Source organism: Rhodococcus sp. DN22 (assembly GCF_036669995.1).
Taxonomy (GTDB): Bacteria; Actinomycetota; Actinomycetes; order Mycobacteriales; family Mycobacteriaceae; genus Rhodococcus_F; species Rhodococcus_F erythropolis.
The window spans coordinates 1,791,400-1,817,139 of record NZ_CP133326.1; the positions used below are offsets into that span (position 1 = coordinate 1,791,400).

The window sequence follows — 25,740 nt, forward strand, 5'->3', positions numbered from 1 at the left end:
CGATAGCGCGTAGCGCACCGCGGGCAACCCGGTTCGATCCCAACCTCACATTCAGCAGGAGCCCGCGGCACCCGCTTCGATTCCTTGGCGGAAGAGTTCCTTCTCGCTCTCGGACATAGCCTGGTACGAAGGGTCGTTCTCGACGATCTTCAGGAAGTCGGCGCCCGCCGTCTGTGTCGACGTGTCGCCGCTCTGAACACGCTGCTGAACGTAGACGGACACTGCCGAACACCCGCCGAGAAACGCCGGGTCGGTGCTCGTTGTCGCGGTGGTTCGAGCCGAGTCTGTGGCGCTCGGCGGCGACGAAACTGTCGCCTTGTCGTCGTTCGAAGCGTCCGAACCACACGATGTGAGAAGAATCGCAGCCGAGACCATCAGCGTCGTCAACAGTCGCTTCATGCTCGGAATCGTCTCACGCGGGGCCCGGTTCGACCGGAAAACTCGCCTCGAGCACCGAAGTCCTACACCCTGTCGTTGTCAGATTCGACAGAACTGGGACACTGGAAGCCGTGACTGTGTCTTCCGGTGATCCCGACGTGCATGCAACGAACTCCGCTCGGCTCTTCGAACGTGCCGGCAACGTGATTCCGGGTGGCGTCAACTCGCCCGTCCGCGCGTTCGGTTCGGTCGGTGGAACACCGCGATTCATTCGCGAAGCATCCGGCTACACCCTCACCGACGTCGACGGGAACAATTACGTCGACCTGGTGTCGTCCTGGGGTCCGATGATTCTCGGGCACGCTCACCCGGCAGTCGTCGAAGCCGTTCGTGAAGCAGCGCTCGGCGGTCTCTCCTTCGGTGCGCCGACCGAAGGCGAAGTTGCCCTCGCCGAGGAAATCGTCGCCCGCGTCGCGCCCGTGGAAAAGGTTCGCCTGGTCAACTCCGGAACCGAAGCCACGATGAGCGCAGTCCGCCTCGCCCGCGGATTCACCGGACGCACCAAGATCATCAAGTTCTCCGGTTGCTACCACGGCCACGTCGACGCCCTTCTCGCCGACGCCGGATCGGGCCTCGCGACGTTCGGGCTGCCGACCTCACCCGGCGTGACCGGCGCTCAAGCCGAAGACACCATCGTCGTCCGCTACAACGATCTCGATGCAGTCGCCGCGGCGTTCGCCGCTAACCCCGGCGCCATCGCGTGCGTCATCACCGAAGCTGCCGCCGGAAACATGGGCGCCGTCGCACCGCTTCCCGGTTTCAACGAGGGTCTGCGTCGTCTCACCCGTGAGCACGGCGCACTCCTGATCATGGACGAGGTGATGACGGGATTCCGCGTCAGCGCCTCGGGTTGGTACGGCATCGACAACGTCGCCGGCGACCTCTACACCTTCGGCAAGGTCATGAGCGGCGGCCTGCCTGCCGCAGCATTCGGCGGCCGCGCCGACATCATGGGTCACCTCGCGCCGGACGGTCCCGTGTACCAGGCCGGCACCCTCTCGGGTAACCCCGTGGCCGTCGCCGCCGGACTCGCGAGTCTGCGCGCCGCCGACGCCGAGGTGTACGTCAAGCTCGGCCGGAACGCGACCGCCCTCGGCGACCTCATGACCCAAGCCCTCACCGCCGAAGGCGTCGAACACCGTGTGCAGTACGCCGGAACCTTGGTGAGCGTGTTCTTCACCGAGAACACGGTGACCAACTACGACGAAGCCAAAGCCGCGCAGACCTGGCGATTCCCCGCCTTCTTCCACGCGTTGCTCTCCCGCGGCGTGTACCCGCCGCCGAGCGCGTTCGAAGCGTGGTTCGTCTCCGCTGCACTCGACGATCGAGCATTCTCGATCATCGCCGACGCCATGCCGCACGCCGCCAAGGCCGCAGCTGCTGCCGTCAAGCCCTGACACGTTCAAGCTCGAGCAACAACCGCACGCTTCCGACATCCATCTTCTTCAGCGAGGACCCTCGACTGTGACCGACGCCGATCACCCCGACCACACGTCCACCCGCACCATCGTCCACGTCCTTCGCCACGGCGAAGTTCACAACCCGCGCGGGATCCTCTACGGACGGCTCCCGGGCTTCCGGTTGTCGGTGGCGGGCGAAGCCCAGGCTCGTGCGGTCGCGTCGGTGCTCGCCGATCACGACATCACCCACGTGGTCGCGTCGCCGCTGCAGCGCGCACAAGAGACCGCGACGCCGATCGCCGAGGCACACAAGCTCGACATCGTCACCGACGAAAACCTCATCGAGGCAGGCAACGAGTTCGAGGGTCTCAAGGTTGCCGTCGGGGACGGTGCGCTCTCACGTCCGCGTCACTGGTGGAAATTGCGTGACCCGTTCACCCCGTCCTGGGGCGAGCCCTACCTGCAGATCGCTCATCGCATGCTCGCAGCCGTCAACGCCGCACGCGTCGCGGCAGTCGGACACGAAGCCGTCGTCGTCAGCCATCAGCTTCCGGTCTGGACACTGCGTCGATTCCTGCAGGGCGAGCGTCTCTGGCACGATCCCCGTCACCGTCAGTGTGGACTGGCCTCGTTGACCTCACTGGTCTACGAAGGCGACACCCTGGTCGACATCGTCTACTCCGAACCTGCCGGTGCCTCCGACCCGAGAGTGACAGGAGCATGATTTCGCGCCGCATCGCCGCAGCATTCGCAGCCGCTGCGTCGGCGATGCTTCTTCTCTCGTCCTGCGCGACCGGCGACGACGCCGTCGCACAGGGCGGAACTTTCGACTTCGTCTCACCGGGCGGGCAGACCAAGATCTTCTACGATCCACCGTCCGACCGAGGCACCATCGGCAAGCTCTCCGGGCCCGATCTGATGAACGAAGGTCAGAAGGTCGGCGTCGACGACTTCGAGGGCAAGGTCGTCGTCCTCAACGTCTGGGGTCAGTGGTGCGGGCCGTGCCGCGCCGAAGCCGACGACCTGGAACAGGTCTACGAGCAGACCAAGGATTCGGGCGTGCAGTTCCTCGGCATCAACGTCCGCGACGACACCAAGAACAAAGCGCAAGACTTCGTGGTCGACAACAAGGTCTCGTACCCGTCGATCTACGACCCGTCGATGCGTTCGCTGATCGCCCTCGGTGACGGCTACCCCACGTCGGTCATTCCGACGACGATCGTCCTGGACCGCCAGCATCGCGTTGCCGCGGTGTTCCTCCAAGAACTTCTCGCCGAGGATTTGCTGCCCGTCGTCCAGCGAGTAGCTCAGGAAGACGCGCAGTAAAGATGACAACCACGACCACCACGCTGCTGGCAGGCAGCGACACACTGAGTGCCGGTGTGGGCGAAGCGTTTCAGAACGCGGCGTCGTCCGGTCCGCTTCTGCTGGCCCTCGGCGCCTGTGTGCTCGCCGGTCTGGTGTCGTTCGCTTCACCGTGCGTCGTGCCGCTCGTCCCCGGCTACCTGTCCTACCTGGCCGGCGTCGTCGGCGCCGACGCCCCCGCGATCACCGCCGACGAGGCGAGGACCCGGACGATCACCCGGAGCAGCCGCCTGAGGGTCGCCGGTGCGGCCGGACTGTTCGTCGCCGGCTTCACCGTCGTCTTCGTTCTCGCGACCGCGTCGGTGTTCGGCGTGATCTCGACTCTGCTCGTCAACCGCGAGGTCCTGATGCGCGTGGGCGGTGTGGTCACGATCGCGATGGGCCTGGTGTTCATCGGACTCATCCCGGCGCTGCAGAAAGACGTCCGTTTCGAACCGCGTCGTGTGTCGTCGCTGGTGGGGGCGCCGCTGCTCGGGGGAGTGTTCGCGCTGGGGTGGACGCCATGCCTCGGGCCGACATTGGCAGGCGTGATGTCCGTAGCCGCGGGAACCGACGGGATGACCGCCGCGCGCGGTGTCACCTTGATCGTCGCGTACTGCATCGGACTCGGCCTGCCGTTCATCATCTTGGCGCTGGGATCGGCGCGTGCGCTGACCGGCGTCGGCTGGTTGCGTCGTAATGCACGCACCATTCAAATTTTCGGCGGAATCATGTTGGTGGCAGTGGGAATCGCCCTCGTCACAGGCGCGTGGGACCAGTTCGTCGGCTGGGTTCGCGACGCATTTATCTCGGAGGTGACGCTGCCGATATGACAGCTGACGACAATAACGACAACCCGACACCCGTGCTGCCGAAGCAGTCGGTGATCGGTCGAGTCGTTGCACTCGGGCGCAACACCTGGCGCGGGCTCACCTCGATGCGGACCGCACTGGTTCTGCTGTTCCTCCTCGCACTCGCTGCGATCCCCGGTGCCCTGCTGCCACAGCGAACCCTCAACGAGGGCAAGGTCGCCGACTACATCGCCGCGCGTCCGACGCTCGGTCCGTGGATGGACCGCCTCGAACTGTTCGACGTGTTCAGCAGCTTCTGGTTCACCGCGATCTACGCTTTGCTCTTCATCTCGCTGGTCGGCTGCATCCTGCCGCGTTGCGTGGAGCACGCGAAGGCGCTGCGCACCCGTCCGGTGAATGCGCCGCGCAATCTTGCTCGCCTGCCGCACCACACCAAGAGCGTCGTCGACGGCGAGACTCCCGACGAACTTGCTGCCCGGGTGTCGAAAGAACTGCGTGGGTGGCGCGTCGAAACGCGTCGCGGCGATACGAAATCACGACGCGAAGGCGAGATCACCATCTCGGCGGAGAAGGGATACCTCCGCGAATTCGGCAACCTCGTGTTCCACCTGTCCCTGGTCGGATTGTTGATCGCGATTGCCGCGGGCAAGTTGTTCGGCTACGAGGGCAATCGCATCGTCATCGCCAACGACGGTCCCGGATTCTGCACGACTTCGCCGGCAGTGTTCGACTCGTTCGTCGCGGGCCTGAGCCTCGACGGCACCGGCATGACTCCGCTGTGTGTCCGTGTGAAGAATTTCCAGGCCGACTACCTCGAGACCGGTCAGGCAGAGATGTTCACCTCGGACATCTCGTACCAGGCAGGCGACGACCTCGAGTCCGATACCTGGCGGGACACGACCATCCAGGTGAACCACCCGCTGCGGATCGCCGGCGATCGTGTGTACCTGCAGGGACACGGATACGCGCCGACATTCACCGTCACGTTCCCGAACGGTGAGACCCGCACCGAGACGCTCCAGTGGCGTCCGGACGACGCCACGACGTTCCTGAGTAGTGGCGCAATGCGTTTCGACCCGCCGGGCGGCATGTATCCCGATACGGACGAGCGTCGGAAGAATCAGATTGCCATCGAAGGATTGTTCGCGCCCACCGCGCTGTTCCACGGCAACCTGCTGTCGTCGAGTTACCCGGCGATGAACGATCCGGCAGTCGCCATCGACATCTACAAGGGTGATACCGGACTCGATACCGGTAATCCGCAATCGCTGTTCGAACTCAACACCGAACTGATCAATCAGGGCCGGCTGGTCAAGCAGGATCGAGTCAATCTGTTCCCGGGTGAGAGCGCGACGCTTGCCGACGGAACTCAGGTGCGATTCGATGGTGCCGTCGACTTCGTCAACCTGCAGGTCTCCCACGATCCCGCTCAGGTGTGGGTACTGGTTTCAGCGTTGACGATGATGGCGGGGCTACTCGTCTCGCTCGTGATCAAGCGTCGCCGCGTCTGGGCACGTATCTATCCAGATGACGAACGACGTACTGTAGTAGAACTTGGTGGGCTTGCCCGCACCGACCACGCAGGCTGGGGCGACGAGTTCGACCGCCTCGCCGACCGCTTGCTGAAAAGCAATCCGACCACCGCGGTGAACCAACCGCACGCGCAGGAGAACGCCCGATGACAACCAACGAGACACTCGCGCAGTACAGCGACTGGGCCTTCAAGTCCGCCTTCACCGTGCTCGTGCTGGCGTTTGTGCTGCTCATCGTGCAGTACGCGTCGGCCAGAGCCAAGGCGGTTCAGGACAAGGAACTGGTCTCTGCCGGTGGAGTCGACGCGTCCGTGCCTGGCAGGGTCGCGGAGACTCCGACCAAGTCGCTCTCGGAGCGATTCGGCGGAATGGGCCGAGCTGTCTTGGTTGTCGGAACGGTACTGATCATCGCGTCGATCGTGCTCCGCGGATTTGCGACGGAACGATTCCCACTCGGCAACATGTACGAATTCGTGGCGATGGCGTGTGCGGCGTCGTTGCTGGTCGGGCACGTCCTGCTGATCAAGCCGGCGTACCGTCCGATGTGGGTCTTCCTGCTGGTACCGGTTCTGATCTTGATGTTCCTCGCCGGCACGGTTCTCTACGCCGACGCGGCTCCCGTGGTTCCGGCGCTGCGCTCGTACTGGCTGCCGATTCACGTGACGATCGTCAGCGTCGGCTCCGGCATCTTCATGATCGGCGGTATCGCCAGCCTCCTGTTCCTGTTGCGACTGAAGTTCCCGCCCGGTGACGAAGGCACGAGCATCGGCGGCCGGATCGCGGAGCGACTGCCGGACGCCCAGACGCTCGACCGCTTGGCATACAAGAGCACGATCATCGCATTTCCGCTGTTCGGCGCAGGTGTGATCCTCGGTGCGATCTGGGCGGAAGCTGCATGGGGACGCTTCTGGGGTTGGGACCCCAAAGAGACGATGTCCTTCATCGCCTGGGTGATCTACGCGGCCTACCTGCACGCGAGGGCAACGTCTGGTTGGCGGGAGACGAAGGCTGCCTGGATCAACATCGCCGGATTCGTTGCGATGCTGTTCAATCTCTTCATCATCAACATGGTCGTGTCCGGCTTGCACTCCTACGCGGGACTCAACTGATCCTCTCGAGGTACCGTGGGTGGCTGCCGACCGGTCTGTAGGTATTACCGGTGGGTAAGTCAGGGGCGGCGCCAGCTACGATGCAGCTTGGTGAATTACTAGCTGTCTGGTAGCTGCGGGATCGACGAGGGGGAACTGCGAGATGGCCGACAAGATCGAAGACGCCGGAGCAGGATTGTGGGAGCCGGTGCGTCCTGCCGAGCCGACGCGGCGCGAGCTGCGCACATCCGCGCCCGAGCCGTCATCCGACTCGGTTCCCAGTGATGTTCGCAGTCTCTTCGTGGCCCCGGTCGACTCCGGCCCGCTCCAGCAAGTCGCCGGCCAGGCGCCCAGTGCACCTGCCGCTCCGCCGCCGACGACGACCCCAGCGACTCCGGCGGCGCCGGTACCAGGTCCCAAGACGCCGGTCATCCAGTATCCGGCAGCACAGCCCGGCCCGATCAACGGCCAGTTCTCGACCTCGCCCGCGATGCCGATGCAGACCTACGAACCTACGAATCGTGCTGGGTCGGTTCCGGATTCGCGAACTGGCGCTCCGCAGCCTGCCCAGAATTCGCAGCCTGTCCAGAATCCGCTGCCTGTCCAGAATCCGCTGCCTGTCCAGAATTCGCAGCCCAGTCCGACCGCGCATGGATCCGCGAGACCGCTCCAGCACCCGCAGGCGCCTTTTGCGCCCGGCGTGCATCCGCCCAATCCCGTGATTCGGCAGTTCGGGCACCCCGGCGCTGCGCCGGTGCAGAACGGTCAGGCCGTGCCGAATGGGTTGGCCATGCCGATGGCCCCGCCGACAGCGCCACCTACTCGCGCTCCGATGCCGCAGACCGGATTCAACTCGGCTCCGGACAGTCGCTTCGAGTCGGCTCTCCCGATGACTGCGCAAGATCTCTCGGCTGCGCTCCTCGTCAAGCGGCCTGTCCGGCCTGCCCCGGTGGGTGGCTGGCGCAAGGCGCTGTACACGTTGTCCGGCCGATCGGTGAACCTCGGAAACGGTGCAAAGGAGCAGCACCTCGTCGAGTTGACGCGCCAGATCAACCAGCCGCTGCAGGGCTGCTACAAGGTTGCGGTGCTCAGTCTCAAAGGTGGCGTCGGAAAAACCACGACCACTGCGACACTGGGGTCGATGTTCGGCTCGATCCGCGGCGATCGCGTCGTCGCTGTCGATGCAAACCCCGACCGGGGAACGCTGAGCCAGAAGATCCCGCTCGAGACTCCGGCAACAGTGCGAAACCTGCTGCGCGACGAGAACAGCATCGAGAAGTACAGCGACGTCCGTGGCTACACATCGCAGAATCGCCACCGTCTCGAAGTGCTTGCATCCGACAGCGATCCAGCAGTTTCAGAGGCCTTCAGCGGCGGGGACTACACGCGCACGGTCGACATGCTCGAGAAGTTCTACAGCATAGTTCTGACCGACTGCGGCACCGGATTGATGCACTCGGCGATGCAGGCCATTCTCGAAGGTGCAGATTCGTTGATCGTGGTCAGTTCCGGATCCGTCGACGGTGCACGTAGCGCCTCCGCGACACTTGATTGGCTCGACGCTCACGGTTACAGCAGGCTGGTCGCCACGTCCGTAGCCGTCATCAACGCGGTACGGCCTCGCTCGGGCAAGGTTGATCTGCCCCGGGTCGTCGAGCATTTCGAGCAGCGCTGTCGAGCGGTGAGACTGATTCCGTTCGATCCGCATTTGGAAGAGGGCGCCGAAATCGATCTGGACCGGCTGCGTCCAGGTACTCGGGAAGCGGTGCTGGAGTTGGCTGCGGTGGTTGCGCAGGACTTTCCGGCCTCCCCGTTCGCGTTGCCGGGGCGGTAATCGGATAGCCGGGTGAGCCCGGACGCTACGTCGACGTGTCAGTCGGCGGTACGTCCGGCCCTTCCGTGCGCTTGCGTCGTGTTTGCTGGTTCACATTCCACAGGAATTCGGGATCGTCGTCCGGCCCACGTACGCCGCTCACCGGAGCACGCGTCGACGGATCGGGCCCGAACGCCTTCCACATCAGAACGATCAATGTCACCAAACCCACCAACGCCAACAGATACAACACGGCGCACCTCCTCAGGGAACTGAAGTCGAGCCTACTCAGTCTCCGGCCCGCTTCACCAGAAGTGGTGCGGACAAGCGTTTCGGCTCAGTGCGCTAGTGCTGTATCTGTCGGGTACTGCAAGATCTGTCGGGTACTACAAGTACTTCGACGTGAGCTGAAGTTGCTCAGTTGTTGTCCGCTTCGGTGGTCAGCGAGCGCAGAAGCTGCATGACCTCGGTCTCACGGAATCGACGATGTCCTCCTGGTGTGCGAAGCGAGCCCAGTCGTCCTGCGTGTGCCCAGCGGGTCACGGTCTTGGGATCGACATGAAACAATGCCGCTACCTGTCCGGGCGTCATGAGTGCGTCTGCGGCGGTATTGAAGGTTGGTGCGCTCATTGTGAGGTCCTCCATGTTGATGTCGAACGTTTGACGAACAGTGATTCCGAACCGAGCAGTGATTCCGAACTTTGGTTCCGAACCGTTGTGTCGACCAGTTGCCAAAAACCTGCGTCGAGTTTGTTTCGAAGTCCTTCGCTCACATTCGACCGTTTTCTGAGTGGTAGCGCAATGTTTGCACAGATATAGCCGGGTAGTCGATCTTTCAAGATAAAGTAATGTTTAAGTAAAGGACAAAATGGATATAGCGGGCTCAGTCCCACCCGTATTCGGAATGGGTAACCTGAGAGGGTGAGTCAGTTGTCTGAAAACCCCGAAAATGTTCCTTCTGAGCCGGTCAAGGCCAGTAAACCCTCCGCAAACTCTGGGCAAGCAAAGTCGGCTGCCGGGCCGGTGACCAAGGGTCAACTAGCCCGCGACGTGGTGCTGTACTCGGTCGCTCGGCTGCTGCTTGTCGTCGTGATCGGTGCCGTCATCATCGGTGGCGGAAAGCTCGTCGGCACCGACGTTCCCCTGATCGTCGCGGCACTGTTCGCAGTTCTGATCGCGCTGCCGCTGTCGCTGCTGCTCTTCGCGAAACTGCGCAAGCGTGTCAATGCGGGCATCGCGGCGGTCGACGCCCAGCGTCGGTCCGATCGTGACGATCTTCGCTCCAAGCTGCGCGGAGACGGGCGGTGACCACGGAGTCGCTCGACGTCGACCGTCGGACCTCGCGCCAGTGGGTCGACAACGCGGTGCGGCTGATCGAAGCCGACGCGCAACGCAGCGCGGACACTCACTTACTGCGCTATCCGCTGCCGAGTAACTGGACCGTCCAGCTCTATCTGAAGGACGAGTCGACCCACATCACGGGGAGTCTCAAGCATCGACTCGCACGGTCGCTTTTCCTCTACGCGATCTGCAACGGCTGGGTTACCGAAGAGACCACCGTCATCGAAGCGTCGTCCGGTTCGACGGCTGTCAGCGAGGCGTATTTCGCGAAGTTGCTCGGCCTGGATTTTGTCGCGGTGATGCCCGCGAGCACGAGTCCCGCCAAGATCGCACTGATCGAGGCGCAGGGCGGACGTTGTCATTTCGTGAGCGATCCGTCCTCGATCTACTCGGAATCGCATCGGCTCGCGAGTGAGTTGAACGGTCACTACATGGACCAGTTCACCCACGCCGAGCGCGCGACGGACTGGCGTGGAAACAACAACATCGCCGAATCGATCTTCACTCAGCTCGAGCACGAGGAACATCCGATTCCCGACTGGGTGGTCGTCGGAGCCGGGACGGGCGGAACCGGCGCCACGATCGGCCGCTTTCTTCGCTATCGGAAATTCGACACGGGGCTGTGCGTGGTAGATCCGGAGCACTCCGTGTTCTTCGACGCGTGGCGAGCGAGCGATCCGTCGATCGTCGGTACACGGGGTTCCCGGATCGAGGGCATCGGCCGTCCGCGCGTCGAACCGTCGTTTGTCGGTCAGGTGGTCGACCGAATGATCAAGGTGCCGGACGCAGGCTCGATCGCAGCCGCCCGGCACGCCAGCACAGCCCTGGGGCGCAAAGTAGGTGGCTCGACGGGGACGAACCTGTGGGGAGCTTTTGCGTTGATTGCCGAGATGATGGCAGCCGGGCGCAGCGGCAGCGTCGTCACGCTGCTGTGCGACGGCGGAGAGCGTTACTCGGGCACGTACTACAACGACGAATGGGTGGCGTCGGAAGGGATCGACCTGCTCGGTCCGACGGCAGTGTTGGACGAGTTCGTCCGTTCGGGTGCGTGGACGGCCAGTTCCTGAATCGCCGGCGCCGGACCGTGTGACGGGCGGCTCATCGTCACCCGCGGCCAGGCGTCCAGCCCGGACGACTGCTCGTCCGTTCTGATGCGTATCAGGCCGGGAGAGAGCGTGTTCTCGGCCAGACGCACGAACCCGAGTCGCTCGTAGTACGGCGCGTTCCACGGAACGTCGACGAACGTCGTCAGAGTCACGAGATCGTGGTGGTGGTCCGCCGCCCATTCGGTGACGGCGTCGATCAGCTGAGCTCCGAGGCCTTTGCGGGCATGATCGGGGTGAACGGAGACCTGTTCGATATGTGCACCGCCGTCCACGATCTCGACGAGCGCGTACGCAACGGGTACGTCGTTTGCGTCGGTCTGAACCCAGATGTGCTCGGCTGCGAGAAAATCGTTCAACTCGTCGAGCGTCGGCGGTGGATCGTCTGCGATGGCGTCCATCCCGATGTCTCGGAACGGTTCGCCCGCGGCGATCTCGATCTGTTGCAGTGCGGGTAGGTCGGTGGATATGGCCGAGCGGATCACAGAAACCGTTTTACCTCGAGAGTGGAGTTTCTCCCAGCGCTACGCCTTCTGTAACCCAAACCTACGCAACCGTAGGTTGTGTATCGTTTGGTCAAGGGGCACTTCTCCAGCGAGGGCGGATCATGGGCAATCCTGAAGTTTCACTCGACAATTACGAGGCTGTGTACGAGTACTACCGCAGTCATCAGCAGAACCGATTTGTGGCGAAGCTCGCTTATGCCGCATTGGCGCTGAAGTACCGCCCGCGAGTGAGGTACGCGCCGGGTGCGGAAGCCGCGCTGAAGACTCTGCTGGAACGTAAGACGCAGTTGGTCGTGGCAGTCAATCATCTGACCGAGAGCGACCAGTTCACGCTCGCCGCGACCGCGTGGCGTACTCCGTTGCGTCGAGTGATCGGACGGACCCGGGTCCTCGCCAAAGACGAACTCTTCGTTGATCCTTCACAGCGCAAGAAGGTCGACATGATGGGCAGCATCCCGGTTTTTCGCAGCAAGAACTACGGCCTCCGTGCAGTTTCGGATGCCGGCCGAGTGATGATGGACGTCGCGGCCGAGCGGCTGGGCAACGGGGACTGTCTGGCGATTTTCCCGGAAGGGACGTGCAACACCGAAGATCCGACGCGGCTGCAGCACGTCAACAGCGGAATCGGCCACATCGTCGCGCGCGCCGAGAAGTTGGGATGCTCACCGGCCCTGGTGTCGATCGGCATCAATTACGGTCCGGTGGCCGGCGACGTGAAGGCTGCGAGTGTCTTTGTCGGAATGCCGGTGACCGAACTTCCGGACAAGCCGATGGATATCGCCCGAACTGTGCAGGCTGACTTGCAGGTGGCAGTGAACGGAGCCGTCGCCGGATACTAGGCGTGCCTGTCAATTTTGGTTGACAGATTCCGGTTGTCAACCTAAATTGACATCATGACCGAAGCAACCTCTCTCGCTGCTGCCGCCGGTAGTCCGGATCCCACCGAGGGATTGCGTGCTGTTCGAGCGCTGCGTCGTCTACTCGAAAAACTCGAGGCCATTCAGGTCGCCAACGCGCGCCGTCACGGATGGTCCTGGCAGGCGATCGCGGAAGCTCTCGAGGTCAGCCGTCAAGCCGTCCACAAGAAATACGCGTCCGCGCAGTCGGAATCGATGCTGCGTTCACTGCGCGAGAAGGGCAGGTAATTGCCATGTTCGAAAGGTTCTCCGCACAGGCTCGTGGCGTCGTAGTCGATGCTGTCGCCGGATCCGGTCCGGTCACGCCGATGGAACTTCTGACCGCGCTGCTCACATCTGATCGAGGCATCGCCACCGAGGTGCTCACCGAGTCCGGTGTCTCCCTCGACGTGATCCACCACGCCGGCGCCGGATCGAACGAAGGTAGCTCGAACAATTTCGACGACGACGCCGAGATACTCAAGTCGATCGGCATCGATCTCGATGCGGTTCGGGAGAGTCTCGAGCAGTCCTTCGGCGAAGGTGTGCTGGACGAGACGCCCGTGCCGGACGGTGTCGATACTTCGCGGAAAGGCCGATTCGGGTTTCCTCGTTCACGATTCGAGAAGGACTCCAAGAAGGTGTTGGAACTCTCGCTTCGTGAAGCGCTCGCGCACAAGGACAATCGAATCGGTGCCGAACACATCCTGCTCGGCATCCTGCGTGTCGCCGACGGGCCTACCCGTCAGGCCCTCGAAACGCAGGTCACGATGTCGGTGATCCGTGAGCGGTTGGAAGCGAAGATGAATCGCGCCGCCTAGATTCGGCACGGCTCCGCATGCACGGGGCGGGATGTGCCAGCATTCAGACATGACATTTCTGGCACGTCTCATCATCAACGGCATAGCCATCTGGCTGGCGTCGGCGTGGGTCACCGGCATCACGATCGCCAACCACGACAACGGCACCTGGGGCACGGTTCTCGTGATCGCGGTGATCGCTTTGATCTTCACGGTGGTCAACGCCTTCATCAAGCCGGTAGTGCAGCTTCTCTCACTACCGCTGCTCATCCTGACCCTCGGACTGTTCACGCTGGTGATCAACGCCCTGATGCTGATGCTGACGGCGTGGATCTCGTCCGGTACGTCCTACGGCTTGACGGTCGACGGCTTCTGGACGGCAGTCTGGGGCGCGCTGATCATCTCGATCGTGAACTTTCTGCTCAGCGCGTTCGTCCCCGACAACCGTTGAGTACGTCGGCGTTCAGGCGAGACTGAGCGCAACTGCGGTCGCGGCACCCCAGACGAGCATGGCGAGTCCGGTGTCGCGCAACGCGGGGATCAGAGCCATTCCCTGGCCCCCTGAACGCAGCGGGGCGTTGGCTCGGATTGCCAGTGGCAACGCCAGCAATCCGAGCAGGGCCCACGGAGTACGCAGGATCAGCAGCAAGGTCGCGACGAACGGGACGGCCAGCAGGATCACGTGCAGTGTGCGGGTCTTCGCGTCGCCGAGCCGGACTGCGAGAGTGATCTTTCCGGACTCGGTGTCGGTCGGGATGTCTCGAAGATTGTTGGCAACGAGCACCGCGCTCGAGAATGAACCGATGGCGATCGCGCCGGCCAGCCCGGCCAGATCCACCCGTTCGGCCTGTACGAATTGAGTTCCCAGCACTGCGATCAGCCCGAAGAAGATGAACACGGCGATCTCGCCGAACCCGCTGTATCCGTACGGCTTCTTGCCGCCGGTGTAGAACCAGGCACCGATGATGCAGAACACGCCGACCGCAACCAGCCACCAGGCTGTGGTCGCCGCCAGAACGAACCCGGCTACCGCGGCAACGGTGAAGCAGCTGATCGCTGCGGCCTTCACAGCTCCGGGACTGACCAACTTCGATCCGACCAAGCGCAGTGGCCCGACGCGGTCGTCGTCCGTTCCGCGGATTCCGTCGGAGTAGTCGTTCGCGAAATTCACCCCGACGATCAAGGCCAAGGAGACGATCAGTGCCAGGAGCGCCTTCCACCACACTGCGAGGTCCAGGGACGCCGCGGCTCCGGTGCCGACCAGCACGGGCGCAATCGCGTTCGGGAGTGTGCGCGGCCTCGCGCCTTCGATCCATTGAGCAGCTGTTGCCATACAACGATCTTTGCACTGTGCAATACGATCGAACGCGGTGGATCAGCACATGACTCGAGACGTGAGTGAGCGCGCCAGGTACGCGCAGTCGGGCGAAGACCCGGCAGACATTGCCTTGCTCGGACCCATTTCGACCAAAGTGGGCGATCGTCTGGTTCCGTTGCCGGGTCCGCGAGCTCGAACTCTGCTGGTTGCGCTGGCTCGCAATCCGGGTGAGCCCCGTACCGCGCAGAGCCTGATCGACGACGTCTGGGGGCTGGAGCCGCCGCGCTCACCGATGAACGCCCTCCACACTCAGGTCTCGCGCCTGCGATCCGCACTTCCGGACGGGGCGCTCGAAGTCACGGCGGCCGGATACCGGCTCACTCTCGCTCGGGAGCGTGTCGACCTGGCCCGGGCAGCGGACGCCGTCCGTCGTCTGCGCGCCGGCGGCGCTGACGCGTCCGAGGCACTCGCCGTCACGACCGCGGCGCTGCGCCTGTGGCGCGGTACCCCCGGGAGCGACGTGGTCGGCGACGTCGCAGATCGTCTGGCGCTCGACGCGGGCCGCGTGTACGACGAACTGGAGTCCGCGCAGATCGACGCGTTGCTCACGTTGGGGGAGTACGCGGCCGCCATTCCACTGGTGCGCGGACGCCATCTGTCGAGCCCGTTCGACGACACAGCGGCCGAAGCGTTGATGCGTGCGCTCGCCGGAGCCGGCCGAGTCAACGAGGCACTCGAAGTGTTCGCGGAGTTCCGCAACCACCTCGCCAATCGCCTGGGCGCTGATCCGTCACCCGCACTGGTGACTCTGAACACGGAACTTCTCGGGGCACCTGCGGCAACACCGCGAGCTGCGCGGGCGATCGGTCTACGCGCCGCCCCCAACACCTTGCTCGGTCGCGACAGCGACATCGACCAGATCGAATCCTTGCTGGCTCGCTCACGTGTGGTCACCATTCTCGGACCCGGTGGCTCCGGAAAAACCCGTCTCGCACACGAATTGGGCCTGCGCGGATCCGTGAACCAGCCTGGCGTCGCGGTGGTACTCGTGGAGTTGGCGTCGTTGCGCAGCAGCGAAGATGTCATCGCGGCCATCGGCGGCACCCTCGGAATCAGCGAATCCGATCTGGCGCCAGGCAAATTGACCGTCGGCCGGACGCATTCGGCGCGAGAGCGACTCAAAGAGGCGCTGTCGGCCGGTCCGATGTTGCTCATCCTCGACAATTGTGAGCACGTGATCGGCGCGTGTTCGGAGATCGTGGCCGAGATGATCGCGGCCGGTCGTCAGCTGACGGTACTGACCACCAGTCGTTCGCCGCTCATGATCAGTGCCGAGGCGGTGTACCCGTTGCCGCCGTTGGCGATCGACGACGGAACCGGCTCGGCAGTCGAACTCTTCTCGGCGAGAGCCCGTGCGGTGCGGCCGTCCGTTCATCTGGACGTCGATGCGGTCGTCAAGCTGTGTACGACGCTCGACGGACTCCCGTTGGCGATCGAGCTCGCGGCTGCCCGGGTCCGCACGATGAGCGTCGACGAAATCGGTTCGAGACTGCGAGATCGGTTCGCGTTGTTGCGCTCCGATGATCCGACGTCTCCGGATCGGCATCGCACGCTGCACGCGGTGATCGATTGGAGCTGGAATCTGTTGGGCAGCGGGGATCAGATTGCGCTGCGTCGATTGTGCCGATTCCCGGCAGGTTTCACGCTTTCCTCGGCGCAGGCCGTTGCCGGGTGGGGAGAGTTGAACGATGTGGCCGGCGCTGTCGAAGCGCTGGTCAATCAGTCACTTCTTTCCGTCAGCGACGGGCAGGGTGAGCTTCGGTACTACATGCTCGAGACGGTCCGTGAATACGGCGAGGAGCAGCTCGCCGCGTCCGGAGAGGGGCCGGAAGTGATCCGGCGCCTGGATGTCTGGGCAATCGCGATCGCCGAGGACGCCGTCGTGCGTGCACGCACGGATCAGTTGCGCCTGATTGCCGACCTCGACGCCGAGCACGACAACCTTCTCGCTGTTCTTCGCTGGGCTGTCGAGCGCGGCGACGCGGTGACCGTAGCCAACGTCTTTCCCGTCCTCGCGATTCTGTGGGCCGTACGAGGATCGAATTCGGAAGTCTCGAACTGGGCGTCGAAGATCGTCGGGGCGACCGCGGACAACGATCTACGCGATGTAAATGCAGAATTGGTGGGCGCGACGTTCATTCTGGTGGCGATGCATCTGTTTTTCGCGGAGACCGATCGAAACCATGCCCGCGCGCGGGTTCGTCTTCGAAAGCTGTTGCGTGATCGCGATGATCTCGGTCCGTTGTTCGCATTTCTGATCAAGCTGACCACGAGTGGGATCGCCAACCACAGACTTGCGCGTTTGGTTGCGGAAGGCGTTCGCAGTTCCGACCCCGAGACCCGAATGGCTGCGCTGTCCGCGCGTTCGAATATGCGCGAGAACATCGGGGATCTGCGGGGCGCTTTGCTGGACGGGGAAGCGTTGTTCGACTACGCGACCAATGCCGGTGACGAGTGGGGCCTTGCGATGGCGGCCCAGCATGTCGGGTCGGTCCACAGCCAATCCGCGCGATATGGCGAAGCCATCGAGTTCTACGCGATTGCGGCGGCGTCGATGGAACGCCTCGGTGCACGTGACGAGGCGATGCAGCTCATCTGCTTTCAAGCCGGAGCAATGATCGCATCCGGTGACACCGCCGGCGGGCGAACACTTCTCGATCGGGCACGTCCGGCCTTGGCGCACTCGGGTGGGACCGGTGCCATCGAAACCGATCAACGGCGCGCGGCGCTGATGGCGAGCATCGCCGAGGCGGATCTCGCCGACGGCCGAATCGACGAAGGGTTGGCCAGGTATCGAGAAGCACTGGAGTTGTTGGGCTCTGCGATCGAGAACATCTTCGGTGATCCCTTCGTCGTTCTGCTCGGTGCTGCGGCCGTGTGTGCTCACGTCGTTCACGGCCGACATGAACTCGTGGCAAGTCGTGTTCTGCAGATGAAGGATTCGAGTGCTCTCAAGTTCGATCCCAAGGGTTATGCGGACCTGCCGCTCGCGGGTTCCTTGGCGTCGGCGATCGGGTCGTTCGATCTTGTCACGGGCAACATCGATCGAGGGGTCGAACTGATGGCTCTGTCGTTGAAAATGCCAGGGAGACAGGACTTCGTCTCGCTCCACCATGCGCGCCTCTCCGACTTCGCGGTTGGTGTAGTCGGAGCCGACAGGTGGTCTGTGGAAACCGAGAAGGTGTCGGGCTACTCACGCAGAGCGGTCCGCGAAGCAGTGTTGGCTGCGCTTCGCGGACCGGTGCTGGATTAGAGCTGGACGATGTTGCGGGACTTATGTCTTGCGCATGTACATCCGGACGGTCAGGGGCGCCATGACGGCAACGATCACCGCGGCGCCGACCAACGACCACACGACGTGGATACCGAAGTGACCGTCGTTGGCCAGCTCGCGAACCGCGGTCACCAAGTGTGAGACCGGATTGACGTTCACGAACTTCTGAAGCCAACTCGGCATGGTGGCAGGATCGACGAACGCATTCGACAGGAACGTCAGCGGGAACAGCACGAGCATCGAAACACCCTGTACCGTGGACGCTTTGTTCATCAGCACGCCCATGAGAGCGAAGATCCAGCTGATGGAGAACGCGCACACCATGACCAGGATCGCGGCAGACAGAATGCCGACCACGCCGCCTGCGGGGCGGTATCCCATCGCGAAACCGACGATGAACGTGATGGTCGTTGCGATGCCGTAGCGCACGACGTCGGCGAGCAATGCGCCGGACAGCGGGGCGATACGAGCGATGGGAAGGGATTTGAAGCGGTCGAACACGCCCTTGTCCATGTCCTCACGAAGCTGAGTGCCCGTGACGATGGAACCGGTGATGACGGTCTGGACGAGGATGCCGGGGATGATCGTCGGCAGATATGCCGTCACGTCACCGGCGATCGCGCCGCCGAAGATGTACGTGAACATCAACGTGAAGATGATCGGCTGGATGACGACGTCGAACAGTTGCTCGGGGTTGTGCTTGATCTTGAGAATTCCGCGGTACGCCATCGTGAACGTGTTCGCGAAGCTCTGCTGCAGGCTGATTCGGCGGGGTGCGGCATCCGGCTGGGCTATCGGCGACCGGGGTTTTGTGAGGGTGGTTGTCATGCGACGCTCCGATCGGAGTCGTTGTCGGACTGGGCGTCGTTGCGTCCACCGTCTTCGGGCTGGTGCCCGGTAATGGTCAGGAACACTTCGTCCAGGCTGGGTTTCTGTACGTTGATCTCGTCGACGGCAATTCCTTGCTCACGCAGGCGGATCAACAGGTCTGCGGTGATCGACGGGTCGCTCAGTGGTGCGGTGATCCGCCCGACTTCGGGGGTGACACCCACCTCGACGCTCAGCGCAGCCGCGATGAGCGAGCGAGCTTCCTCGGTTCGGTCACGGTCGACCAACTTGAGCTGGAGGGAGGAGATCCCGACCGAAGCCTTGAGTTCGTCGGCGGTGCCGTTCGCGATCACGCGACCTCGGTCGATCACTGCGATGCGATCGGCCAACTGATCGGCCTCGTCGAGGTACTGCGTGGTGAGCAACACCGTCGAGCCCTCGGCGACGAGTCGCCGGATGGTCACCCACATCTGGGCGCGGGTGCGCGGATCGAGGCCGGTGGTGGGCTCGTCGAGGAACAGGAGCGGCGGGCGAGCGATCAGACTGGCCGCCAGATCCAGGCGCCGACGCATACCGCCGGAGAAGTTCTTCAGCGGCTTGGTTGCGGCCTCGACCAGGTCGAACTCCTCGAGGAGTTCGAGGGACTTGGTGCGCGCATCGCGGCGGCTCAGGCCGAGCAACCGGGAGAAGATCACGAGGTTCTCGGTCGCGGTCAGGTCCTCGTCGACGGAGGCGTACTGCCCGGTGACGCCGATCAGGGAGCGGACCGCGGTGGGTTCACGGCTGACGTCGTGACCGAAGATGCGCGCCTCACCGCCGTCGGGGCGAAGGAGGGTGGCGAGCATGCGGACAGTGGTGGTCTTGCCGGCGCCGTTCGGCCCGAGGACGCCGAACACCGAGCCGGTGGGGACGGTGAGGCTGACGCCGTCGACCGCGCGGTGCTCGCCGAACTTCTTGACGAGTCCGTCGGCCTCGATGGCAAGAGGCGAAGCTGTGTGGTTCATGGGATGAAGCTTGGCAGATCGATCTTGCATGGACCTTGCGTGGAACTTGCGGTTACTTGCACAGCGCGCGAGGTCGGTGCTCCACAACCGGCAAACAATCCCCAGACGGATCTTGCTTGTCGGTGTGCGGGCGCGGCGGCATCACGCTCGCTGCATGGAGATTCTCACGCGGGCACAGGCTCACCGCGACGGCACCAGCGACGCGCAGTTGCAGCGAGCGGTCAGGCGCGGCGAGCTGCACCGAATCGCAGCGGGGATCTACATGCGCGCCGATCACTTCCGCGAACTCGATGCGAGAGCACGCCACCGCTGCGCTGTCATGGTAGCCACCGAAAGCTGTGGACCAGGCGCAATCGTGAGCCACGCTTCGGCAGCGGTCATGCACGGATTGGATTGCGGCGGATTGCGATTGGGCACCGTGCACATGACGCGTAACCGGCGCTCGGGTGGGCGGAAGAGTCAAACCTTGCATCTTCATCCGGCAGTGGTCCCGGCCGAGGAGGTCGTGCTGATCGACGGCGTCGCAACCACGTCGCTTGCGCGAACGTTCGTCGACCTCGCACGGACGACGCCGTTCGAGACCGCCGTGGTGATCGGTGATTGCGCCCTGCGACGTGGGATGAGGCGTGAGAACGTCGACGCTTCGCTCGATCATGCGCGCGGACGGCTGGGAATGAGTCGCGCTCGAGTGGCGGCGACGTTCATCGAACCAGGTGCCGAGAGTCCGGGGGAGTCCATCAGCCGGGTACGCATGCGCGACGACGGTTGGCCGATGCCGACCCTGCAGCACGAGATCCGTCACGGTGGCCGGTTCATCGGGAGAGTCGATTTCTTCTGGAAAGAGCACGGTGTGGTGGGCGAGTTCGACGGGATGGTCAAGTATCGCGGCGACAATCCGGGGAGGGCGGTAGAGCGCGAGAAACTGCGGGAGGACGCGATCCGGGACGCGGGGTTCGAGGTGTTCCGGTGGGTATGGGCGGATCTTCGCGACTTCGAACGTGTCCGCGAAAGGTTCGAGCGGGCTTGCCTCCGCGGAGCCGCGCGCTGATTGTGCAGCCGCGGCGCTGATCAGGCCTGCGGCTGAACAATCGTGCTGCGGCTGCTAGCTGAACCGAGCCACCAGAGCGGCGCGGTCGAGCTTGCCCGGCCCCCGGAGCGGCAGTGCGTCCACGACGAACAGCTCGCGCGGCGCTGCGGTCACGTCGAGTGTCCGCTGAGCATGTGCGCGTAGTTCCTCGAGCGTCGGAGCTTCGCCCTCGGGTACGACCACGGCCACCACCCGCTGCCCCAGCCGCTGGTCCTCGATGCCGATCACCGCGCACTCGCGAACGGCCGGGTGATCGGCCAGCGCGGCCTCGACCACCTGCGGTACGACGGTCAGCCCGCCGGTGGAGATTGCCTCGTCCAACCGGCCGCTGATGCGCAGGACTCCGTCGACCACTGCTCCGGCGTCGTCGGTCCGGAACCAACCGGGTTCGGCGAAAGCGGGGTGGTCGGGAAGCCCGCGGTACCCGGACGCGAGCATCGGTCCGCCCAGCAGCACTCGCCCGTCGTCGATACGAATCTGCGCTCCGGACAACGGGATTCCGTCGTAGACGCAACCGCCGGAGGTTTCACTCATCCCGTAGGTACGGACGACGGTGATGCCCGCTTCGGTTGCCTGCGCGAGTACCGGCGCGGGAGTCGCAGCGCCGCCGAGCAGAACCGCGTCGAGTGAAGCCAGCGCCTCGACCGCGGCGCGATCACCGAGCGCCTTGACCAACTGCGTCGGCACCAAGGAGGTGTAGCGGCGCGGTCCGCTCATCGCGGCGACGGCGCCCGGAAGCGCTGCCGGGTCGAAACCCGCACTGACGTCGACGATCACCGGTTGCGTTCCGGCGAGAACACTGCGGAGCAGAACCTGCATGCCGGCGATGTGGTGCGGAGGGAGAACGAGCAACCAGGATCCTGTGCCGCCGAGGCGTTCGTGGGTCGCGTCGCCGCTGGCCCGCAGGGCATCAGCACCGAGCATCGCGCCCTTCGGCGTTCCCGTGGTTCCCGACGTGGCGACTACCAGCGAGACGCCGTCGTCGATGGGCTGATCGGGGTGCAGAGCGTCGCTCAGTCGGGCCGTCTCGCGTGCGTCGGCAGCCGGGACGGGGAGCACGGCGTCGTGCTCGCCGCCCAGGATCTGCGCGACGGCAGGTAATACCTCGAAAGCCGCCTCGCCCTGCGGAACCGCGAGTGTGCGAAGAACGTTCACCGGATGTCCGGCCCGGCAAGGGGCCAACCGCCGTCAGCCAGATGGCTTCGCACGCGGTCGACATCGGTTTCGAGAGGCATCTCGTTGGTGATCTTCGTGATGAGGACCTGGATGTCGGTCTTCTCGATGGGCAGATCGCCGTCCTCGATCAACGCGTCGGCGACGGCGTCGACCTCGGCCTCGGAGAGTCTGCGAGTGAGGAGTGCGAAGAGCGGGATGTAGTCCTGTTCGGGGACGCCATTGGGATAGCCGGCCCGCAACCAGCCGACTATCGACGTGAGGAAGGGCGGAAGAGCCATGACGTCAGCTCACATCTCGAACTTCGTTGTCGGCGTCCACGTCTTCGATGACCGGCCACCCACCTGCGCGCAGTCTTTCGGTGACACGATCGACGTCGTCCTCGGACGGCTCCTCGTTGAGGATCCCCTCGATGATGGCGCGAATCGTGTCGTAGTCGACGTGGCGGTCCGGTACCTCGTGCGCGGACTCGATGGACATCGAAACGACCTGCTCGATCTCCTCGTCAGTCAGACGTCGACGGAGAACCGCGAGCAGGGCGAAATGATCCTTGTCCGGGATGCCCTCGGGGTACCCGGCGCGTAGCCAGTCGAGCACGCTGCGCAATGAATACTTGCTCAAATCCTCGGCCTCATTTTCGTTTCGGTGGTTTCAGTGGTGTGCCGCGACGACCACTCAGAAGACGTGGATTCCGAACGTGCTGGCCAAGAAGTTCTTCATCAACAACAGAATTCCGGCGAAGATCGTGACGAGCACGATCGCAAAACAGAGGTACGCACCCATTTTACCCAGGGTGGTCGGTCCTTCGGTGCCGTCGGGATTCGGCAGGCTCAGCGACTTGAGGCCGAATGCGAAGATCGCCGGCAGTCCCGCTCCGAAGAGCAGTCCTACTGCCACTACCTGCCAGAGCGAATCGAGGGTATCGGTGAGTAGATGCATTCTCTTGCGCCCCTTTCAGGAGTTGCGGGTGGCTTCGGTGGACGGAGTGGGTTCGGCTGCCGGGATCTCGGCAATTGCCGCATCTGAATTCTCGTCCCATTCGGCGGTGACGTTCGCCGCGTCCACGGGTTCCTTACGCGAGCGTATGTACATGAAGATCGCGAAGGCGATGAGCGCGGCGAAGACGACGAGCACGCCGGCGAGTCCGCCGACCAGATGTGCAAGAGCCCAGCAGATAGCTCCGACGACAGCAGCCGACGGCAATGTGATCAGCCAGGCTGCGGCCATCCGGCCGGCGACACCCCAACGGACCTCGGCGCCCTTGCGACCGATACCCGTACCGAGGATCGATCCGGTGGCTACGTGGGTGGTCGAGAGGGGGAGTCCGAGGTGGCTCGACGTGAGGATGATGGCGGCGGACGACGCTTCGGCTGCCAGACCCTGCGGCGCGGCAATCTCGACAAGACCCTTGCCCAGGGTGCGGATGATGCGCCAACCACCGAGGTAGGTGCCGAGGGCGATCGCGACGGCACAGGTGAACTTCACCCAGAACGGCATCTCGGTCTCGGCGGTGATGGTGCCGTGAGCGACCAGGGCCAAAAAGATGACGCCCATCGTCTTCTGGGCGTCATTGGTGCCGTGTGCAAGTGAGATCAGGGAGGCGGTGCCGATCTGGCCGAAACGGAAACCGCGCTCGCGCTCGTCTTCCTTGACGGATGCGGTGATGCGGTACACGAGCTTGGTGCCGACGCCCGCGACCAGAGCAGCGACGACCGGCGCGAGGATTGCGGGGACGACGACCTTGGTCAGCACTCCGCCCCACTCGACTCCGCCCATACCGATGGAGGCGATCGCGGCGCCGATCAAGCCGCCGAACAGCGCGTGCGAGGAGCTCGACGGCAATCCGAGAAGCCAGGTCGCCAGGTTCCAGATGATTCCGCCGACAAGACCGGCGAACACGATCAGCAGCAGATCCTGCCCACTGACCGCGCCGAGGTTGACGACACCTTTGGCTACCGTCGCGGCGACCTCGACGGACAGGAACGCACCGACCAGGTTCAGGATCGCGGAAAGTGTGACCGCAACTTTGGGCTTGAGTGCACCGGTCGCGATGGAGGTGGCCATTGCGTTACCCGTGTCGTGAAAACCATTCGTGAAATCGAACGCGAGGGCGGTGACAACTACCACCAGGAGGATTACGAGCTCTGCGGTCACAACGTGAATTGTGCGTATCGAACGCGTAAAAGTACAGCGAACGGGATGCGAACAGGGCCTCCGTGGAGTACGTCCCCGCGCGTGGGCTGCGGCGCTGCCGTTCGCGATGTGTTCAGCGCCACGAAATCCGAACCCTGTGTGGGACCTCACTTTTTGGTCTCACTCACCGGGAAGGCACATTCGGACCGTTTTAAACGCTGATTACCTACGGGCACCGAGCGCACCGGAACAGGGGTTTCACCTCTGTATCTCGGTGTCTGTCAGTGAGAAGGAGAGCTCCGACCGTGAAGCCCAACAAGTCCACGAAGCTGATCGTGGCACTCGCAGCGACCGCCGTTCTGGCATCAGCCTGCGCATCGAATCGTGGTGACGATCCCTACGCCGTCGCTGTCGGCGGATCAGGCGTCAGCGCCGATCTTGCGTCGAGCACATCCGACGCGAAGTTCGGCACCCTCGATTCGCCGTGTGGCGAAGGCGATGCCACCGGCGCAACCGATCAAGGCGTCAGCGACACCGAGATCAAGATCGGGTTCGGTGACGACCGCGGGTACGTGAAGTCTCCCGGGTTGAACAAGGAAATGAGCGATGCGGTGAACGCGCTCATCGCGTGGTGCAACGATCAAGGCGGTATCAACGGCCGCAAGGTCGTCGGTACCGACTACGACGCCGCGATGACGCAGGCCAACTCGGTCATGCAGGAAGCGTGCGCGAGTCAGTTCATGATGGTCGGCTACGGCTTCGCGATGGATCAGACCGCCGAGCAGACGCGTGTCGCGTGCAACCTGGTGTCAGTGCCAGGCTTCACCGTCTCGCCGGACGCCGCGAACGGACCCATGACGTTCCAGGGAGTTCCGTTCCCCGTCGACTACGCGAACGGTTCGCAGTGGTTCCAGATGGCCGAGATGCATCCCGATCTGGTGAACGACTTCGACGTCGTCAACAGCACGATGCCCACGATCATCAGCTCCACCACGAAGATTCGTTCGATCGCCGAGGCTGCGGGCTTCAAGCTCAAGGATTGCGGCGTCACACTCAACTACGAGGGCGAATCGAGCTACGTGCCGTTTGCCGAGAAGTACAAGGAGTGCGGTGCGAAGGGAATCTGGACGTCACGATCGGCAAGCCCGTCGGAGCTGAACTTCGTGAAGGCCCTCGACCAGGTCGGGATCGATCCCATCTTCTTCGGTGAAGCCACCTGGTACGGCGCGACCGTCTCCGATTGGAACAAGGACACCGGACTGCTCGACAACCTCAACGCGGGCATGACCTTCCAGATGCTCGAGAACGCGGACAAGGTGCCTGCAGTGAAGAAGTACGTGGATCTGGTTTCCGAGCAGGGTGGCAAGACTGCGCTTCTCGGTATGCAGGCGGCGTCGTCGTTCCTGCTGTGGGCGGCCGCCGCGGACGAGTGCGGCAGCGATCTGACGCGTCAGTGCATGGTCGACGAACTCTCGAACATTCACGAGTGGGACGGCGGCGGATTGCATGCCGCCACCGATCCCGGCAAGAACATGCCGGCCACCTGCGGACTCATGACCTCGCTGAAGGGCAGTACCTACTCGCAGGCGTTCCCGTCCACCGCGGGCGAATTCAAGTGCGACCCCAAGTACCTCGTCGCGACCGACAAGAGCACCTGGGGAACCGAGCTCGGCGCTGACCGCGTCTCGACGAAGTACCAGAACGCCAACGTCATCAAGCCGCAGTCCTGATTCTTCCGACTCGGGCGGCGAGCGCCAACCGCCGCCCGAGTCCCTAACGAGGGTTCAGCC

General features: G+C 63.7%; 28 protein-coding genes. 16 read left to right on the top strand and 12 right to left on the bottom strand.

Annotation, left to right across the window (positions count from 1 at the left end; all coding sequences use genetic code 11):
• Window positions 1–51: 51 nt before the first annotated feature.
• Window positions 52–399, bottom strand: coding sequence for a hypothetical protein (locus tag RA302_RS08335; protein ID WP_029254849.1), 348 nt, complete (start codon window positions 397–399; stop codon window positions 52–54).
• Between the two features lie 110 nt (window positions 400–509).
• Between RA302_RS08335 and hemL the strand changes: the two genes are divergently transcribed.
• From hemL to RA302_RS08370, 7 genes are all read left to right on the top strand, one after another.
• Window positions 510–1,835, top strand: a complete 1,326-nt coding sequence (hemL, locus tag RA302_RS08340) for a glutamate-1-semialdehyde 2,1-aminomutase (RefSeq protein ID WP_069146229.1) — start codon at window positions 510–512, stop codon at window positions 1,833–1,835.
• A 67-nt stretch (window positions 1,836–1,902) separates the two neighbouring features.
• A complete protein-coding gene (locus RA302_RS08345; RefSeq protein ID WP_003941868.1) occupies window positions 1,903–2,562 on the top strand; it encodes a histidine phosphatase family protein in 660 nt (219 codons plus the stop codon).
• A complete protein-coding gene (locus RA302_RS08350) occupies window positions 2,559–3,164 on the top strand; it encodes a TlpA disulfide reductase family protein (RefSeq protein ID WP_003942071.1) in 606 nt (201 codons plus the stop codon). Before RA302_RS08345 ends, RA302_RS08350 begins: the two co-directional genes overlap by 4 nt.
• Before the next feature lie 2 nt (window positions 3,165–3,166).
• The gene (locus tag RA302_RS08355) at window positions 3,167–4,015 is read left to right on the top strand and encodes a cytochrome c biogenesis CcdA family protein (protein WP_003941906.1); all 849 of its coding nucleotides are present in this window, start codon (window positions 3,167–3,169) and stop codon (window positions 4,013–4,015) included.
• Window positions 4,012–5,676 (top strand): cytochrome c biogenesis protein ResB, encoded by a 1,665-nt coding sequence (locus RA302_RS08360; RefSeq protein ID WP_021333939.1) that lies wholly within the window; start codon window positions 4,012–4,014, stop codon window positions 5,674–5,676. The genes RA302_RS08355 and RA302_RS08360 overlap by 4 nt, the downstream gene beginning before the upstream one ends.
• Complete coding sequence (gene ccsB / locus RA302_RS08365) at window positions 5,673–6,635, top strand: c-type cytochrome biogenesis protein CcsB (protein WP_019744351.1); 963 nt, start codon at window positions 5,673–5,675, stop codon at window positions 6,633–6,635. The genes RA302_RS08360 and ccsB overlap by 4 nt, the downstream gene beginning before the upstream one ends.
• Window positions 6,636–6,777: 142 nt before the next feature.
• Entirely contained in the window at window positions 6,778–8,448 is a 1,671-nt protein-coding gene (locus RA302_RS08370) for an AAA family ATPase (protein WP_338480153.1), read from the top strand.
• A 25-nt stretch (window positions 8,449–8,473) separates the two neighbouring features.
• On the opposite strand, the gene RA302_RS08375 is transcribed toward RA302_RS08370, so the two are convergent.
• Together RA302_RS08375 and RA302_RS08380 are read right to left on the bottom strand one after the other, a co-directional pair.
• Window positions 8,474–8,680 (bottom strand): hypothetical protein, encoded by a 207-nt coding sequence (locus tag RA302_RS08375; RefSeq protein ID WP_060939066.1) that lies wholly within the window; start codon window positions 8,678–8,680, stop codon window positions 8,474–8,476.
• Window positions 8,681–8,844: 164 nt separating this feature from the next.
• The gene (locus RA302_RS08380) at window positions 8,845–9,057 is read right to left on the bottom strand and encodes a BldC family transcriptional regulator (RefSeq protein ID WP_003942029.1); all 213 of its coding nucleotides are present in this window, start codon (window positions 9,055–9,057) and stop codon (window positions 8,845–8,847) included.
• A 393-nt stretch (window positions 9,058–9,450) separates the two neighbouring features.
• Here RA302_RS08380 and RA302_RS08385 point away from each other — a divergent pair, with 393 nt between their 5' ends.
• Complete coding sequence (locus RA302_RS08385; RefSeq protein WP_338481163.1) at window positions 9,451–9,735, top strand: DUF4229 domain-containing protein; 285 nt, start codon at window positions 9,451–9,453, stop codon at window positions 9,733–9,735.
• Complete coding sequence (locus tag RA302_RS08390) at window positions 9,732–10,835, top strand: PLP-dependent cysteine synthase family protein (protein ID WP_019744346.1); 1,104 nt, start codon at window positions 9,732–9,734, stop codon at window positions 10,833–10,835. Before RA302_RS08385 ends, RA302_RS08390 begins: the two co-directional genes overlap by 4 nt.
• Here the strand turns inward: RA302_RS08390 and RA302_RS08395 are convergent.
• Complete coding sequence (locus RA302_RS08395) at window positions 10,733–11,356, bottom strand: GNAT family N-acetyltransferase (protein WP_020968948.1); 624 nt, start codon at window positions 11,354–11,356, stop codon at window positions 10,733–10,735. The two genes, RA302_RS08390 and RA302_RS08395, sit on opposite strands and share 103 nt — an antisense overlap.
• A gap of 122 nt (window positions 11,357–11,478) precedes the next feature.
• Here RA302_RS08395 and RA302_RS08400 point away from each other — a divergent pair, with 122 nt between their 5' ends.
• The 4 genes from RA302_RS08400 to RA302_RS08415 are packed head-to-tail and all read left to right on the top strand — an operon-like array spanning window position 11,479 to window position 13,524.
• A complete protein-coding gene (locus RA302_RS08400) occupies window positions 11,479–12,216 on the top strand; it encodes a 1-acyl-sn-glycerol-3-phosphate acyltransferase (RefSeq protein WP_003941959.1) in 738 nt (245 codons plus the stop codon).
• Window positions 12,217–12,270: 54 nt separating this feature from the next.
• Window positions 12,271–12,522, top strand: coding sequence for an HTH domain-containing protein (locus RA302_RS08405; RefSeq protein ID WP_003941869.1), 252 nt, complete (start codon window positions 12,271–12,273; stop codon window positions 12,520–12,522).
• Window positions 12,523–12,527: 5 nt separating this feature from the next.
• Window positions 12,528–13,094: a Clp protease N-terminal domain-containing protein gene (locus RA302_RS08410; RefSeq protein ID WP_031333051.1), complete on the top strand. Its 567-nt coding sequence runs from the start codon at window positions 12,528–12,530 to the stop codon at window positions 13,092–13,094.
• Between the two features lie 49 nt (window positions 13,095–13,143).
• A complete protein-coding gene (locus RA302_RS08415) occupies window positions 13,144–13,524 on the top strand; it encodes a phage holin family protein (RefSeq protein WP_003941998.1) in 381 nt (126 codons plus the stop codon).
• 12 nt (window positions 13,525–13,536) lie between these two features.
• Here the strand turns inward: RA302_RS08415 and RA302_RS08420 are convergent, their stop codons facing one another.
• Window positions 13,537–14,406, bottom strand: coding sequence for a 1,4-dihydroxy-2-naphthoate polyprenyltransferase (locus RA302_RS08420; protein ID WP_019744341.1), 870 nt, complete (start codon window positions 14,404–14,406; stop codon window positions 13,537–13,539).
• Between the two features lie 49 nt (window positions 14,407–14,455).
• Between RA302_RS08420 and RA302_RS08425 the strand changes: the two genes are divergently transcribed.
• Window positions 14,456–17,704: a BTAD domain-containing putative transcriptional regulator gene (locus RA302_RS08425; protein WP_338480157.1), complete on the top strand. Its 3,249-nt coding sequence runs from the start codon at window positions 14,456–14,458 to the stop codon at window positions 17,702–17,704.
• Window positions 17,705–17,725: 21 nt separating this feature from the next.
• Here RA302_RS08425 and RA302_RS08430 read toward each other — a convergent pair whose 3' ends face one another.
• Window positions 17,726–18,553, bottom strand: coding sequence for an ABC transporter permease (locus RA302_RS08430; protein ID WP_003941848.1), 828 nt, complete (start codon window positions 18,551–18,553; stop codon window positions 17,726–17,728).
• Window positions 18,550–19,557: a daunorubicin resistance protein DrrA family ABC transporter ATP-binding protein gene (locus RA302_RS08435; RefSeq protein WP_003941960.1), complete on the bottom strand. Its 1,008-nt coding sequence runs from the start codon at window positions 19,555–19,557 to the stop codon at window positions 18,550–18,552. Before RA302_RS08435 ends, RA302_RS08430 begins: the two co-directional genes overlap by 4 nt.
• Before the next feature lie 154 nt (window positions 19,558–19,711).
• Between RA302_RS08435 and RA302_RS08440 the strand changes: the two genes are divergently transcribed.
• Window positions 19,712–20,605 (top strand): hypothetical protein, encoded by an 894-nt coding sequence (locus RA302_RS08440; protein ID WP_338480159.1) that lies wholly within the window; start codon window positions 19,712–19,714, stop codon window positions 20,603–20,605.
• Between the two features lie 54 nt (window positions 20,606–20,659).
• Here the strand turns inward: RA302_RS08440 and menE are convergent, their stop codons facing one another.
• From menE to RA302_RS08465, 5 genes are read right to left on the bottom strand one after another with little or no spacing between them, the layout of a single operon-like run.
• A complete protein-coding gene (gene menE / locus RA302_RS08445) occupies window positions 20,660–21,799 on the bottom strand; it encodes an o-succinylbenzoate--CoA ligase (protein ID WP_020968952.1) in 1,140 nt (379 codons plus the stop codon).
• A complete protein-coding gene (locus tag RA302_RS08450) occupies window positions 21,796–22,098 on the bottom strand; it encodes a DUF3349 domain-containing protein (protein ID WP_019744336.1) in 303 nt (100 codons plus the stop codon). The genes menE and RA302_RS08450 overlap by 4 nt, the downstream gene beginning before the upstream one ends.
• A 4-nt stretch (window positions 22,099–22,102) precedes the next feature.
• Window positions 22,103–22,438, bottom strand: coding sequence for a DUF3349 domain-containing protein (locus RA302_RS08455; protein ID WP_019744335.1), 336 nt, complete (start codon window positions 22,436–22,438; stop codon window positions 22,103–22,105).
• Between the two features lie 54 nt (window positions 22,439–22,492).
• The gene (locus tag RA302_RS08460; RefSeq protein ID WP_019744334.1) at window positions 22,493–22,756 is read right to left on the bottom strand and encodes a membrane protein; all 264 of its coding nucleotides are present in this window, start codon (window positions 22,754–22,756) and stop codon (window positions 22,493–22,495) included.
• A 15-nt stretch (window positions 22,757–22,771) separates the two neighbouring features.
• A complete protein-coding gene (locus tag RA302_RS08465; protein ID WP_019744333.1) occupies window positions 22,772–23,971 on the bottom strand; it encodes an inorganic phosphate transporter in 1,200 nt (399 codons plus the stop codon).
• Window positions 23,972–24,255: 284 nt separating this feature from the next.
• Between RA302_RS08465 and RA302_RS08470 the strand changes: the two genes are divergently transcribed.
• Entirely contained in the window at window positions 24,256–25,680 is a 1,425-nt protein-coding gene (locus tag RA302_RS08470) for an ABC transporter substrate-binding protein (RefSeq protein ID WP_338480164.1), read from the top strand.
• The last annotated feature ends 60 nt before the right edge of the window (window positions 25,681–25,740 follow it).